Annotated in this window: 14 protein-coding genes; 6 read left to right on the top strand and 8 right to left on the bottom strand. The window is 73.6% G+C overall.

Going from position 1 to position 13,148, the window contains the following annotated elements; translation table 11 throughout:
• The first annotated feature begins 9 nt into the window (after positions 1–9).
• Positions 10–990, top strand: a complete 981-nt coding sequence (locus AB0F40_RS14780; RefSeq protein WP_357468593.1) for an AEC family transporter — start codon at positions 10–12, stop codon at positions 988–990.
• A gap of 114 nt (positions 991–1,104) precedes the next feature.
• Here AB0F40_RS14780 and bla read toward each other — a convergent pair whose 3' ends face one another.
• Positions 1,105–2,064, bottom strand: a complete 960-nt coding sequence (gene bla / locus AB0F40_RS14775; RefSeq protein ID WP_357468590.1) for a class A beta-lactamase — start codon at positions 2,062–2,064, stop codon at positions 1,105–1,107.
• Between the two features lie 123 nt (positions 2,065–2,187).
• Complete coding sequence (locus AB0F40_RS14770; protein ID WP_357468588.1) at positions 2,188–3,582, bottom strand: cation:dicarboxylase symporter family transporter; 1,395 nt, start codon at positions 3,580–3,582, stop codon at positions 2,188–2,190.
• Between the two features lie 128 nt (positions 3,583–3,710).
• Here AB0F40_RS14770 and AB0F40_RS14765 point away from each other — a divergent pair, with 128 nt between their 5' ends.
• Complete coding sequence (locus AB0F40_RS14765) at positions 3,711–5,417, top strand: ATP-binding protein (protein WP_357468585.1); 1,707 nt, start codon at positions 3,711–3,713, stop codon at positions 5,415–5,417.
• Positions 5,414–6,106: a response regulator gene (locus AB0F40_RS14760; RefSeq protein WP_357468583.1), complete on the top strand. Its 693-nt coding sequence runs from the start codon at positions 5,414–5,416 to the stop codon at positions 6,104–6,106. Before AB0F40_RS14765 ends, AB0F40_RS14760 begins: the two co-directional genes overlap by 4 nt.
• Positions 6,107–6,121: 15 nt before the next feature.
• On the opposite strand, the gene AB0F40_RS14755 is transcribed toward AB0F40_RS14760, so the two are convergent.
• The 3 genes from AB0F40_RS14755 to AB0F40_RS14745 all read right to left on the bottom strand — a co-directional run bounded on the left by AB0F40_RS14755 (position 6,122) and on the right by AB0F40_RS14745 (position 8,384).
• The gene (locus AB0F40_RS14755; protein WP_357468581.1) at positions 6,122–6,664 is read right to left on the bottom strand and encodes a hypothetical protein; all 543 of its coding nucleotides are present in this window, start codon (positions 6,662–6,664) and stop codon (positions 6,122–6,124) included.
• Between the two features lie 51 nt (positions 6,665–6,715).
• Positions 6,716–7,276 (bottom strand): hypothetical protein, encoded by a 561-nt coding sequence (locus AB0F40_RS14750; RefSeq protein WP_357468578.1) that lies wholly within the window; start codon positions 7,274–7,276, stop codon positions 6,716–6,718.
• A gap of 109 nt (positions 7,277–7,385) precedes the next feature.
• Positions 7,386–8,384 (bottom strand): WYL domain-containing protein, encoded by a 999-nt coding sequence (locus tag AB0F40_RS14745; protein WP_357468576.1) that lies wholly within the window; start codon positions 8,382–8,384, stop codon positions 7,386–7,388.
• A 122-nt stretch (positions 8,385–8,506) separates the two neighbouring features.
• On the opposite strand from AB0F40_RS14745, the gene AB0F40_RS14740 reads away from it, so the two are divergent.
• On the top strand, positions 8,507–9,565 hold the full coding sequence (locus tag AB0F40_RS14740) for an ATP-binding cassette domain-containing protein (protein WP_357468573.1): 1,059 nt from the start codon (positions 8,507–8,509) through the stop codon (positions 9,563–9,565).
• Positions 9,562–10,383, top strand: coding sequence for an ABC transporter permease (locus AB0F40_RS14735; RefSeq protein ID WP_357468571.1), 822 nt, complete (start codon positions 9,562–9,564; stop codon positions 10,381–10,383). Before AB0F40_RS14740 ends, AB0F40_RS14735 begins: the two co-directional genes overlap by 4 nt.
• Positions 10,384–10,391: 8 nt before the next feature.
• Here the strand turns inward: AB0F40_RS14735 and AB0F40_RS14730 are convergent, their stop codons facing one another.
• The 3 genes from AB0F40_RS14730 to AB0F40_RS14720 are packed head-to-tail and all read right to left on the bottom strand — an operon-like array spanning position 10,392 to position 12,962.
• On the bottom strand, positions 10,392–11,057 hold the full coding sequence (locus tag AB0F40_RS14730) for a response regulator transcription factor (RefSeq protein ID WP_357468568.1): 666 nt from the start codon (positions 11,055–11,057) through the stop codon (positions 10,392–10,394).
• The gene (locus tag AB0F40_RS14725; RefSeq protein ID WP_357468565.1) at positions 11,054–12,280 is read right to left on the bottom strand and encodes a histidine kinase; all 1,227 of its coding nucleotides are present in this window, start codon (positions 12,278–12,280) and stop codon (positions 11,054–11,056) included. Before AB0F40_RS14725 ends, AB0F40_RS14730 begins: the two co-directional genes overlap by 4 nt.
• 19 nt (positions 12,281–12,299) lie before the next feature.
• Positions 12,300–12,962 (bottom strand): hypothetical protein, encoded by a 663-nt coding sequence (locus AB0F40_RS14720; RefSeq protein ID WP_357468562.1) that lies wholly within the window; start codon positions 12,960–12,962, stop codon positions 12,300–12,302.
• On the opposite strand from AB0F40_RS14720, the gene AB0F40_RS14715 reads away from it, so the two are divergent.
• The coding region (locus tag AB0F40_RS14715) for a hypothetical protein (protein WP_357468560.1) at positions 12,961–13,148 on the top strand (188 nt) is incomplete at its 3' end. The two genes, AB0F40_RS14720 and AB0F40_RS14715, sit on opposite strands and share 2 nt — an antisense overlap.

The raw sequence follows: 13,148 nt of genomic DNA, 5'->3' as shown, positions 1-13,148 counted from the left end.
GGGTGCTCGATGAGCGGGGTGCTGGTCGGGTTCGCGATCGTGCTGGTGCTGGTGGGCGTCGGGTTCGTGGCGGCGTGGCTGCTGCCGGGCGAGGCCCACGCCATGCAGCGCGGGATCTCGCCGCTCGTCTACTACATCACCAACCCGGCGCTGATGTTCCTGCTGATGTCGAACGCCGACCTCGGCGCCGTCCTGCGTACCTACACGCCGATCGCGCTGGTCACGGCGGCGGCCACGGGGCTGCTCTACGCCGTCGTCGCCGGCGGGCTGCTCCGGCGTCCCGCCGGGCCGGTCGCGGCGGGCGCCATGGCGAGCTCGTACGTGAACGCGGGCAACATCGGCGTGCCGATCGCGCTCTATGCCGTGGGGAGCGCCGTCCCGGTGGTGTCCGTGCTGATCGCGCAGCTGCTGGTGATCGCGCCGCTGTACCTGGCGGTCTTCGCGTGGTGCCGGCACCGGGCGGACCGGGCAGCGGACGGGGCCGGCGGGGCGGACGGGGCCGGCGGGCCGACGGGCGGCGCCCGCGGGCTGGGCGCCACGCTGGGCCGGTCGCTCGCCAACCCCGTCACCGTCGCGACCGCGCTCGGGCTGCTGGCCGCGACCGTCTCCGTGGAGCTGCCCGCGGTGCTCTCGCAGCCGGTCGAGATGCTCGGCAACGCGTCGGTGCCGCTCCTCCTGCTGCTGTTCGGCCTGTCTCTGCGCGGCCAGCGGCCGATGGGCCGGGAGGCGCGGGCCGAGGTGGTGCTGGGCACTGCGCTCAAGGCCCTGGTGATGCCGGCGCTCGCCTGGGCGGTCGGCCGCTTCCTGTTCGGGCTCGACGGCATCGAGCTGCTGGGGGTCGTGCTGATGGCGGCGCTGCCGACCGCGCAGAACGTCTTCCTGTTCGCGGGCCACTTCCGCCTGGCGACCACGTCGGTGCGCGACATCACGCTCCTGAGCATGCTGCTCGCGCTCCCGATGTCGCTGCTGGTCACGCTGCTGCTGACCTGAGCCGAACGTAGGAGTAGTCGCGTTCCCGCCGAGCGTAGGAGTAGTCGCATCATGGGCGCCCAGACAGCGACGAACCCTACGTTCGGCGGGCGGCCGGCGGCCGGCGGCCCGGACTCAGCGGGTCAGCGCCTCCATCGCGACCGCCGTCGCCTCGGCCAAGAAGGCGTCGTCGGGCTCCGCGTCGGGGTCCTCGGTCCGGGTGAGGATCGCCAGCACGATCGGATCGCCGTCGGGCGGCCAGAGCACCCCGATGTCGTTGCGGCCCCCGTTCCCGGAGGTCCCGGTCTTGTTCCCGACGACCCAGCCGTCCGGCACGCCCGCGCGGATGGTCTCGTCCCCCGTCGTGCTGCCCTGGAGCGCCTCGACGAGGATCTTCCGGTCGGTGTCGTCCAGGACGTCCCCGAGCGCGTAGGCCCGCAGGTCGTCCGCCAGCGCCCTGGCGGTGCTGGTGTCCCGCTCGTCGCCGGGCGTGACGTCGTTGAGCTCCGGCTCCCAGCGGGCGGACACCGTCGTCTCGTCCCCGATCCCCCGCAGCGCCGCCTCGAGCCCGTCGGGCCCGCCGAGCGCGTCGAACAGGAGGTTGCCGGCCGTGTTGTCGCTGACCTGGACTGCCGCGTCGATGATCTCGAGCATGGTCATGCCCGACTCGACGTGCTGCTCGGTCACCGGTGAGTACTCCACCAGGTCGGCGGCGTCGTAGGTGACGACCCGCTCGAGCTCGTCGGCGCTGCTTTGCTCCAGGACCGCCCCGGCCGCCAGCGCCTTGAACGTCGAGGCGAACGCGAAGCGCTCGTCCGCGCGGTGTGCCACCCGCGGTCCGCCGCCGGTGTCCACCGCGTACAGGCCGACGACGGCGTGGTACTTCTTCTCGAGGCGGCCCAGCTCGTCGGAGACGTCGATCACCGGCGCCGGCGGCCTCGCCTGCTTGGTCGCGGTCGGGCCGGCCGTCGTCGAGCCGGCCGTCGCCGGGCTGGAGGCGGTCGAGGCCTCCTCTGCGCTGCCGGGCGCGCAGGCGGACAGGACGAGTGCGGCCGAGGCGACCAGGGGTGCCAGCCGTCGCAGGTTCCGATGCATGCGACCAGTGTGCTGTCCACGCCCGCCGGGCGCCGTCCGACACGGCGAGGCCGTCCGGCACAGCAGGACGGCGGTCCAGGCACCCCCAGAGTGCCTGGACCGCCGCCGGTCAGATCGCGGTTCTCAGACCGCGGCCGGCTCCGCCACCTTCTCCCGGGAGCCGTCGTTTCGCCCGTCGGCCCCGGTGACGGCGTCGTCGGGCTCGCTGCCGTGCGCGTCGTCCACCATGCTCTCGTCGAACGGCAGAGCGCCGGAGAGGACCTGGTCCACCTGCGCGCGGTCGATCTCGCGCGTCCAGGTGCCGATGACGACCGTCGCGACGGCGTTGCCGGTGAAGTTGGTCAGCGCCCGCGCCTCGGACATGAAGCGGTCGATGCCGACGATGATCCCGACGCCGTCGACCAGGTCGGGACGGTAGGTCTGCAGGCCGCCCGCGAGGGTCGCCAGGCCGGCGCCGGTGACTCCGGCGGCGCCCTTGGAGGCGATGATCATGAACGCGAGCATGCCGACCTGCTCGGGGATCGACAGGGGCGTGCCGAGGGCCGACGCGATGAACAGCGACGCCATGGTCAGGTAGATCGCCGTGCCGTCGAGGTTGAACGAGTACCCGGTCGGCACGGTGATGCCCACCACCGGCTTCGAGACGCCCAGGTGCTCCATCTTGGAGATGAGTCGCGGCAGGGCGGCCTCGGACGACGACGTGCTGACGATCAGCAGGTACTCGCGGGCGAGGTACTTCATGAGCTTGAAGATGTTCACGCCCGAGACGAGCCGCAGCACGGTGCCCAGCACGAGCACGATGAACAGGATGCAGGTCACGTAGAACCCGAGCATCAGGGTGCCGAGCGCGAGGACGGCATCCCAGCCGGTCTCGCCCACGACGCCGGCGATCGCGCCGAAGGCGCCGACCGGCGCGACCCACAGGATCATCGTCAGGACCCGGAAGACGATGCCCTGGATCAGCCGCACGGCGTCGAGCGCGGGCTTGCCGCGGGCGCCGAGCTGCTGGATCGCGAACCCGACGAGCAGCGCGACGAAAAGGGTCTGCAGCACGGAGTCACCGGTGAGCGGCGAGACCAGCGTGGTCGGGATGATGCCGAGCGCGAAGTCCACGAGGGTCTCCGCCTCGCCCTCCGCCTCGTAGGAGGCGTCCGCGATGGACAGGCCCTGGCCCGGGTGCAGCACGTTGCCGACGACCAGGCCGATCACGAGCGCGAACGTGGACATGGCGAGGAAGTAGAGCAGCGCGAGGCCACCCACGCGCCCCACCGTCGCGGCCTTGGCGATCGAGCCGATGCCCAGCACGATGGTGCAGAAGATCACGGGCGAGATCATCATCTTGATGAGGGCGACGAACCCCGTGCCGAGCGGCTTCAGCGCCACGCCGGTGTCCGGGGAGGCCAGGCCCACGATGACGCCGGCCACGACGGCCACGATCACCGCGATGTACAGGTAGTGACTCTTGTCGAGCCGACGGCGCGGGGTGGTCCCGGTGCCGGCGGGCAGCTTTTCCGCCATGGTGTGTTCCTCTCACAACGCTGTGTGGTCAGCGACAAGAGTGCTGGCGTGGGCGGCGAACCCCACCATTGCGGCCATAGTGTTCTCAGCCGGTCAGCGGCATCGCGGGCGCGGGCCACAATGGGTCCGTGGCACAGCGACGAGGTGCGAGCATCGCGAGGTGGTTCCTCGCGGTGCACACCGCGCTGCTCTTCGCGGGCGCCGTCGTCGTGTTCGGGCTGCTGGCGCTCGATGCCCGGTCCTCGGCGGAGCGGCACGCGGAGGAGGAGAGCACCGACCTGGCCGCGACGATCGCGGCGGAGCCGCTGGTGATCGACACGGTGACCCGGGCGCACGCGGCCGCGCGGAGTGACCGCGCGGGCTCGGTCACCGAGGCGGCGGGCCGGCTGCAGCCGCACGCCGAGCGGGTCATGGCGGTGACGGGTATCGACTACCTCACCATCATGGACACCGACCGGACCCGCTACACGCACCGCAACACCTGGCAGATCGGCCGCCCGTTCGTCGGCACCACCGCCCCCGCGCTGCGGGGCGAGACGTTCACGGAGGTCTACGACGGCACACTCGGCCCGTCGGTGCGTGCGGTGGTCCCCGTCCTGGCCGACGACGGTGCGGTGGTCGGCCTGGTCTCCGCAGGGGTGACGCTCGACCGCCTGCGGGACGACATAGTGCCGCGCCTGGTGATCGTCGGGATCGGCACGCTCCTGGCGTTCGGCGCGGGGGCGGTGGCCGCGGCGCTGCTCGCGCGCCGGCTGGACCGGATCACGGAGAGCAAGGGCCCGGACGAGCTGGCGCACCTGTTCGCCGCGCACGAGGCGGTGCTGCACTCGGTCGAGGAGGGCATGCTGCTCGTCGAGGACGGCACGGTGGTGCTCGCCAACGACGAGGCGTTGCGGCTGCTCGACGTCCCCGACCTCGCCGTGCCGTTCGCGGTGGCCGACCCGCGCCTGTCCCCCGCCGTCCACGACGTGCTCGGGGGCACCGCGCCGGAGGGCCCGGTCCGGGTGGGCGACCGGGTGCTGCTCGTGAGCCGGGACACCGCGGCGGCGGCGGGCCGGACCGTCGGCGAGGTGGTCTCGCTGCGGGACCGCACCGAGCTGCAGCGGGTCACCGGCGAGCTGTCGTCGGTGCGCACCATCTCGGAGGCTCTGCGCGCCCAGACCCATGACTTCAGCAACCGGCTGCACACCATCGCCACCCTCATCGAGCTGGGTCGCAGCGACGAGGCGCTGCGGTTCGTCGCGAGCGAGCGCGACCTGGGCCAGCGGCTCACGGACCGGGTCGTGGAGGCCATCGAGGAGCCGGTGATCGCGGCGCTCGTGCTCGGCAAGGCGGCGCAGGCGCGCGAGCGGGCGGTGGAGATGCACTTCGAGACGCACCTCGCACCGGGCACGCACTGGCTGGAGCCGGTGGACGTGGTGACCGTCCTCGGCAACCTGATCGACAACGCGATCGACGCCGCGGCGGCCCGCGCCCTGACGGGCCCGGCGGACGAGGCGTGGGTCGAGGTCTACCTCGCCAACGGCGACGACGGCTCGCTGGTGTTCCAGGTCTCCGACAGCGGGACCGGTATCGCGGAGGACGACGTGGACCACATCTTCGACCACGGCTGGAGCACCAAGGACGCGGCGGCCGGGGGCCGCGGCTACGGGCTGGCGCTGGTCCGCCAGGTGGTGGAGAGCCTCGGCGGCGACATCGAGGTGTCGCAGGGCACCGGCCCGGGTGCGGGGGCCGTCTTCACGGTCACGCTGCCGCGCCCGTCCGCCGTCGCGCCGCAGGCCCCGCCGGAACCGTCGGTGCCGTCGGCGCGGGTGCCCGGCCCGGTGCGCCCGTGATCCGGGTCCTGGTCGTGGAGGACGACCACGGCACGGCCGCCGCGCACGGCGAGTACGTGCGCCGGGTGGAGGGGTTCGAGCTGGCCGGGGTGGCGCACACGGCCGGCGAGACCGTCCGCGCGCTGCGCGACGCCCAGGCCGCCGGGCAGGACGTGCACCTCCTGCTGCTGGACATGAACCTGCCCGACCGGCACGGGCTGGTCCTGTGCCGGCAGCTGCGCGCGGCAGGACTGGTGGTCGACGTGATCGCGGTGACGGCGGCCCGCGAGCTCGAGACCGTGCGCGAGGCGGTGGCCATCGGTGTGGTGCAGTACCTGATCAAGCCGTTCGTGTTCGGGCTGTTCGCCGAGAAGCTCGGCGCCTACCGCAAGTACTTCGAGCAGATGCGCTCGCCGGTCTCCACGCTCAGCCAGCGCGAGGTGGACACCGCGTTCGCCGCGCTGCGCACGTCCAACGCCGCCGGGCTCCCGAAGGGCCTGTCCCAGGACACGCTGGACGCCGTGTCCGACCTGCTCGCGCGACAGCCCGGCGCGCTCTCGGCGAGCGAGGTGGCCGACGAGCTCCGCCTGGCGCGCATCACCGCCCGCCGCTACCTGGAGTTCCTCGCGGACGCCGGGGTCGCCACCCGCGCGCCCCGGTACGGGACGCGCGGGCGACCGGAGCTCGAGTACGCGCGGCAGCGCACCTGAGCCACGGCCCCGGCGTCAGCCCTCGACAGCGACCAGGAGCCGCCCGAGGAAGTCCTGCTCGGCGTCGGTGGCGGTCCGCTTGCCGAAGACGCCCTTCTTTGTCCCGCCCGCGTCGGTGACCCGCGTGGCGATCTGGACCAGCCAGGCGCCGTAGGCCGCCGCATCGGTGGCCGGGAGCCGCTCGCGCAGCAGGGCCAGCGCCGCCCCGGTCAGCTCCAGCGCCGTGGTGGCCTTCCCGGCCGAGTCGACCGGGTAGGCGTCGCGCTTCCGGACGTTGCCGTCCTCGTCGTACGGGTCGGGGAGGTCCGGCTTGGGCTCGTCGCGCTTTGCCGCGGCGTCCGCCCGGAGCTTCTCCAGGCGCTGGGCGGACATCGCCCGCAGGAACTCGTTCTCGTCCTGGAGACCCCACTGGAACGCCTTGGCGCCGACCGCGGACTGCTTGAACAGCCGGCCCGGCCCAGGACGCCCGTCGGCATAGACCGCGGCGTCCGCCACCGCCCCTGGTGCCTCGAAGATCAGTTCCAGCTCGTCCTCGGTGAATGTGGACAGGTTGGTCATGCGCACTCTCTTTCGTCGTGTCGGCTTCGTCGTGTCAGCGGTCGCGGCACGTCAGCGCCCGGCGGCGGCCGCGAGCCGGTCGAGGTAGTCCTGCTCGCCCGCGGAGACCTTGACCCGCTTGCTGAAGAAGCCGCCCTCCTTGGTCGCGGTGGCCTGTGCGACCTGCTCAGCGATCCGGAGCAGCCACTCGGTGTAGGCGACGACGTCCTTCTCGTCCGACCGCCCGCGCAGCAGGACGACGGCGGCCCGGGTCAGCTCGACCGCGTCGGCCGTCGCGCCCTCCGGGTCGGGACGCACGCCCACCGTCGCCGCCTTCTCGGTGGCGGCGGCCGCGGCCGCCACCCCGACCGACAGTGCGGGGTTCTCCCGGGCCGCCTCCTGGGCCGCCCGCTGCTCGCCGATCCGGTCGCGGAGCGCGACCGCCACCGACTGGACGAAGTCGTTCTCGTGCACCTGCGCCTCGCGGAAAACCTTGGCGCCGGCTGTGGTCTCCAGGAGGAACCTGATCCCGCCGGGTTCCCCGTCGGCGAGCGTCGCACCCTTGAGCACCGCACCCGGCGCGTCCAGGATCCGGGCGATCTCGTCGTCACTGAAGTCGGACAGGTTCGTCATGCGCACGCTCTCTGTTGGGTTCGGGTCTTCACCGAACGCCTCAACCTACTGCCCGGTTCCCCTGGCTCGCACCCTTCTCGCCAGGTCAGACGGCGGGCCGACCCGCCCGTCAGTCCTGGATCGCCGCCGCGTACCGGGCGGCCAGCTCGCGGGTCGCCTCGACGAGCTCGGGCGGGCCCACCACCTCGAACGACACGTCGAACGCACCGAACCGGCCGGCCAGCCCGCCCCACGACCAGGAGCCGAGCACCACGCGGCACCGGGGCGCGCCGTCGACGTCGGGCAGCGGCTCGCACAGGCCCTGGCCGCCCACCCAGGGCGCGACGTCGGCGGCGCGCGCGTGGAACACCACCTCGCCGCGCACGGGTGACGGCGTCCCGCTGATCCGGGAGCCGACGAAGCCCGCGACGTCACCGCCGGGCACCTCCCGGCGGACGAACCGGGGCCCGGTCCCGGTACGGAGCGTCAGCCGGTCCACCCGGAAGAGCCGCCAGTCGTCGCGGTCCAGGTCGAACGCGACCAGGTACCAGCGCCCGTCCGACGTCACGAGGTGGTGCGGCTCGACCCGGCGCGGCGGCCGGAAGGCGCCGTCGCCCTCGCCGACGGCGGCCATGGTGCCGCCCGCGTAGTCGAAGCGCACCACCTCGCGCGCCTGGCACGCGGAGCCCAGCGCGAGCAGCACGTCGGGACTCACCACCGGCTCGGCGGCGCCCGCTCCCCCGGTCCGACGCCGGACGGTGGTCACCTCGAGCGCGTCCAGGCGCGTCCGGAGCCGGGCCGGCATCACCTGCCGGATGGTGGCCAGCGCCCGCAGCGCCCCCTCCTCGGCGCCGGGGATGGTCCCGGTCCGCAGCGCGACGGCCACCGCGACGGCCTGTTCGTCATCGAAGAGGAGGGGCGGCAGCTCGGCGCCGGCGCCGAGGCGGTAGCCGCCGTCGGGCCCCTTGGCGGCGCCCACGGGGTAGCCGAGCGCGCGCAGGCGGTCGACGTCCCGCCGCACCGTGCGCGGGCTCACGCCGAGCCGGTCGGCGAGGAGCGCGCCGGGCCAGTCGCGCCGGGCCTGGAGGAGCGACAGGAGAGCGAGGAGGCGTCCGGAGGTCTCGAGCATGGATTCAGCATCGCACGCGATAGAGGCCAGATCTTGACCGCTACTGGCGAGAGAGTGGTGCACGTAGCCAAGCCCGACCATCCCGACCATCCCGACCATCCCGACCGCTAGAAGGAGACACCGTGATCCGCACCCACGCGCTCACCAAGGACTTCGTGGTGAGCCGCACCCGCACCGTGCACGCCGTGCGTGGCATCTCGCTCGACGTCGAACCCGGCGAGCTGGTCGCCGTCCTCGGCCCCAACGGAGCAGGGAAGACCACGACGCTGCGCATGCTGACCACGCTCATCCCGCCGACGTCGGGCACCGCAGAGGTCGCCGGGTACGACGTCGCCACCCACCCCGACCGGGTGCGCGCCGCTATCGGCTACGTCGGCCAGGGCGGTGCCGGCGGCGCGGCCCAGCTCGTGCGCGACGAGCTCGTCGCCCAGGGCGAGATCTACGGCCTCGACCGGCGCACCGCACGAAGCCGGGCCGGCGAGCTGCTCGAGGCGCTCGACCTGACCGAGCAGGCCGACCGCAAGGTCGAGAGCCTGTCGGGCGGGCAGAAGCGTCGCCTCGACGTCGCCGTCGGCCTGGTCCACGAGCCGTCGCTGCTGTTCCTCGACGAACCGTCGACCGGTCTGGACCCGCACAACCGGGCCAACCTGTGGGAGCACATCCTGCGGATGCGGACCGCCGCCGCCGAGCCCATGACCATCGTGCTCACCACCCACTACCTCGACGAGGCGGACACGTTCGCCGAGCGGGTGCTCGTCGTCGACCACGGTCAGGTCATCGCGGACGACACCGCCGACGCCCTGAAGGCCGAGCTGGCCGGCGACCTCGTGACGCTCCGCGTGGCGGCCGAGCACGCGCCGGCGCTGGCCGCCGTCGCCGAGCGCGCACCGGGCACCCGAGCGGTCCGAGTCACCACCGACCGCGCTGGAGGCACCGTCGAGATCCGGATCGCGGACGGCCCCGGCGCAGCGCCGGGCCTCCTGCGCGCGGCGGACGCCGCGGACCTCCCGGTGAGCCGGGTGGACGTCACGCGACCCACGCTCGACGACGTGTTCCTCGGCCTGACCGGCCGCAGCCTGCGGGAGAACGCGGTCGACCCCTCGCAGGTCGACCCCCCGCAGGTCGAGCCCGTCGAGACCCCGACCGACCGCACCTCGGACAAGAAGGAGGTCCTGGCATGAGCGCCGCGACCCTGACCCCCGGCACCACCGACCGGCCCATGGCCCGGGCGCTCCCCCGGCGCAGCTTCCTGCGCGACACCCGGATCGTGCTGGTCCGCGAGCTCCGGCCCGTGGCACGCGACCCGTTCTCGCTGCTGTTCGGCCTGGTGCAGCCGCTGGTGTTCCTCGGGCTCTTCGGCCCGTTGCTCGCCGGCTCCGCGGGCGGCGCGCTCGGCGGCGACGTCTGGCTGTGGTTCGTACCCGCTGTGCTGGCGATGACCACGCTCTTCGGCACGTCGGTCACCGGCTCCAACCTGCAGCTCGACCTCTCGTCCGGCGTGCACGAGCGCATGCTCGTCACCCCGCTCTCCCGCCCGGCACAGCTCGTGGGTCGCGCGCTCAAGGAGATGGTGCCGATCATCGCCCAGTCCGCCGTCGTGCTGCTCGTCATGCTGCCGTTCGGCCTGCGCCCCGACCCCCTCGGCGCCGCGCTCACGCTGCTGCAGCTCGCGGTGCTCGGGATCGGCGTCGGCTCCCTGTCGTACGCGCTGGCGCTCGCGGTGCGCAAGCAGGAGTGGATGTTCTGGGTGGTGCAGCAGACCGTCCTGTTCCCGGTGATGCTGCTGTCGGGCATGCTGCTGCCCCTGGAGAACGGCCCGGCGTGGATGCGCGCCGTGTCGGCGGTGAACCCGCTGCGGTATGTCGTCGACTCGGGCCGGGCAGCGTTCGCGGGCGACCTCGCCTCCGCGACGGTGGCCTGGGGCTGGGTGGCCGCCCTGGCCACGGCGGTGCTGGGCCTGGTGGTGGGCGTCCGCGGAATGGTCCGCTCAACGGACTGACCCCCGGGTCAGGCGACCAGGCCGGTCTTGTAGGCGATGATCACCAGCTGGGCGCGGTCCCGCGCGCCCAGCTTGGCCAGCAGCCGGCCGATGTGGGTCTTGATCGTGGCGGGGCTGAGCCGGAGGCGGTCGGCCAGCTCGGTGTTGGACAGGCCCCGCGCGATCAGGCCCAGCACCTCGAGCTCACGGTCGGTGACGCCGTCGAGCGTCCTGGCCAGCGGCCTGCCCGGTTCGGGCCTGCTGGTGAACTCGGCGATCAGGCGACGGGTGACCGACGGCGCCAGCAGCGCCTCGCCCGCCGCGACCACCCTGATCGCGTGCAGCACGTCCGCCGGTGGGGTGTCCTTGAGCAGGAAGCCCGCCGCACCCGCACGCAGGGCCGCGTAGACGTACTCGTCGAGGTCGAAGGTGGTGAGGATCAGGACGCGGACGCCGGCCAGCGCCGCGTCGGCACAGATCTCGCGCGTGGCCTGGATCCCGTCGACCCCCGGCATGCGGACGTCCATGAGCACGACGTCGGGCAGCTCGCGTCGGGCGAGCTCGACCGCCTCCACGCCGTCCGACGCCTCGCCGACGCCGGCCATCCCCGGCGTGTGGTCGATCAGCAGGCGGAGGCTGCCGCGGAGCATCGCCTGGTCGTCGGCCACCAGGACGCGGACGAGATCCGGTGTCACACGCGCCCCTCCCTGGCCAGCGGCAGCCGGGCACGGAGCGCGAAGCCGCCGTCGGGGCGCGACCCCGCCTCGACGCTCCCCCCGTACAGGCGCGCCCGCTCCCGGATCCCCGCCAGGCCGTGGCCGCCCGACGGCGACGGCTGCGAGGGCGTCGGCGGTGTCGGCGTCGGCTGTGTCGGCGCCGCGTCGGCCCGCGGCCCCTCGTCGACGACCTCGACCAGGACCTCCTCACCGCCCACGACGACCGAGACGCGGCAGCTCGTGGGGGCCGCATGCCGGACCGCGTTGGTCAAGCCCTCCTGCACGACCCGGTAGACCGTCAGCTGGTCCCCCTCAGGGAGCCCCTCGGCACCGTGAACGGTCAGGTCCACGGTGACCCCGGCCCGCCGCGCGTCGTCCGCCAGCGGGCCGAGGTCACCGATTCCTGGCGCCGGGCCGAGCGGCGCGTCGCCCGTGCGCAGGACGCCGAGCGTGCGACGCATCTCCGTCAGCGCGGCTCTGCTGGTCTCCTCGATGGCTCGCAGCGCACTCCGCGCCTCGTGCGGGTCGGCGTCGGCGACGTGGGCAGCCACCCCGGCCCGTACCGCGATCAGGCTCAGGTTGTGCGACACGATGTCGTGCAGGTCCCGGGCGATCTGCAGGCGCTGCTCGTCGAGTGCCCGGTCCGCCTCGCGACGCACCTCCCGCCGCGCCTCCGCGCGCCGGCTCCGCACGACGCGGCCGGCCGCCCACGCGCCGCCGACCGTCAGCAGCACCAGAGCGGCCACGCCCAGCGCGTCCCGCGGGCTCCCCGACGGGGTATGCACCGCCTCGCCCACGTACACGCCGCCGACGGCGACCGGCAGGGCGACCGAGAGCGCCGTGACCGAGCGGCGGGCGGGCTCGGCCAGCCCCACCAGGTAGGCCGCCAGCCCTGCCGAGGTGTACGGCTCGCGGGTGATGTCGAGGAACGTGGCGGCGGTCAGCGCCAGGACGACGGCACCGAGGACCGGTACGGGGAAGCGCCTGCGCAGCGCGACGGGCAGGCCGACGCCGGCGGCGACGAGCCAGACGAGCCACGCCGGACCGTCGTAGGTGGGCTGTCCGTCAGCGCCTGGCAGGTGGGCCAGGCTGACGTAGGCAGCGGTCAGGCCGAGGGCTGCCACGAGGTCGACGACGTCGACGGCCCAGAGCCGTCTGCCCGCCGCGCCGTCCATGGCGTGACCGTATCTGTTCTCGCTCACGGGACGCTCACCCGGCCGCTCAACCCGCCTGGCCGACGGCGAACATGACCCCGAGCACGAGCCCGACCACGGCCACCCAGCGGAGCGCGACCGCCGGACGCGGGCGTGGTGACCGCAGCAGCTCGCGCAGGCCCAGGGGAACGAGCGCGGTCGCCAGCCCGGCGAGCGCGACCAGGGACAGCAGGGTCGTCCCCTTCAGCAGGCCGAGCGGCAGCGCCGACGTCAGCGCGAGCGCGATCGCGCCCACCGGTCCCAGCACCTTGGTCCGCCAGGCGCCGACGGCGAGCACCAGCCACCCCGCGAGGATCGCGAGGTTCAGGACGGAGAAGATCTGGAACGAGCCGTACGTGGTGGAGACCGCGTCCGTGGTGGCTGACGCGCCAGCGGCGTCGGCGAACCGGAAGGCCATGTGGTCCATCCCGGCGTGGAATGCCCGGGCGACAGTCCCGGAGAGCACGAGCACCCCGCCCCACAGGCCCCAGCAGGGGTTACGGGCGGCGACACGCCCCGCCAGGAGGACGACGGCGGGCCAGAGCAGCAGGTGCCCCGCAGCGAACAAGGCATACGAGGTGCTGATGAGCCCTGGGTGGTGGTCGAAGGCCGCGAGCTGGGCCGGGAAGAAGAAGTCGAACCGGATCCGCAGCAGGGCGCCGACGAGCAGGAGCAGTGGTCCGACGACCATGGCCACGCCACCGACCCAGCGACCGGGAAAGACGTCGGAGGGCTCGACCGGCAGGAGCTGCGTGCGCCTGGCGGTGGTGCTGGTGCTGGCGGTGCTGGTGCTGGCGGTGCTGGTGCTGGCGGTGCTGGTGCTGGCGGTGCTGGTGCTGGCGGTGCTGGTGCTGGCGGTGCTGGTGCTGGCGGTGCT

This window comes from Promicromonospora sp. NPDC023987, assembly GCF_040639055.1.
GTDB lineage: Bacteria > Actinomycetota > Actinomycetes > Actinomycetales > Cellulomonadaceae > Promicromonospora.
Note: the sequence above shows the minus strand (reverse complement) of the source record. Positions and strands in the feature narration are given on the sequence as shown.

Excerpts from the sequence above, each read along its gene's own strand:
- bla (WP_357468590.1), bottom strand. The coding sequence starts at position 2,064 with ATGCATCGGAACCTGCGACGGCTGGCACCCCTGGTCGCCTCGGCCGCA.
- AB0F40_RS14750 (WP_357468578.1), bottom strand. The coding sequence starts at position 7,276 with ATGACGAACCTGTCCGACTTCAGTGACGACGAGATCGCCCGGATCCTG.
- AB0F40_RS14755 (WP_357468581.1), bottom strand. The coding sequence starts at position 6,664 with ATGACCAACCTGTCCACATTCACCGAGGACGAGCTGGAACTGATCTTC.
- AB0F40_RS14780 (WP_357468593.1), top strand. The coding sequence starts at position 10 with ATGAGCGGGGTGCTGGTCGGGTTCGCGATCGTGCTGGTGCTGGTGGGC.
- AB0F40_RS14745 (WP_357468576.1), bottom strand. The coding sequence starts at position 8,384 with ATGCTCGAGACCTCCGGACGCCTCCTCGCTCTCCTGTCGCTCCTCCAG.
- AB0F40_RS14735 (WP_357468571.1), top strand. The coding sequence starts at position 9,562 with ATGAGCGCCGCGACCCTGACCCCCGGCACCACCGACCGGCCCATGGCC.
- AB0F40_RS14770 (WP_357468588.1), bottom strand. The coding sequence starts at position 3,582 with ATGGCGGAAAAGCTGCCCGCCGGCACCGGGACCACCCCGCGCCGTCGG.
- AB0F40_RS14720 (WP_357468562.1), bottom strand. The coding sequence starts at position 12,962 with ATGGTCGTCGGACCACTGCTCCTGCTCGTCGGCGCCCTGCTGCGGATC.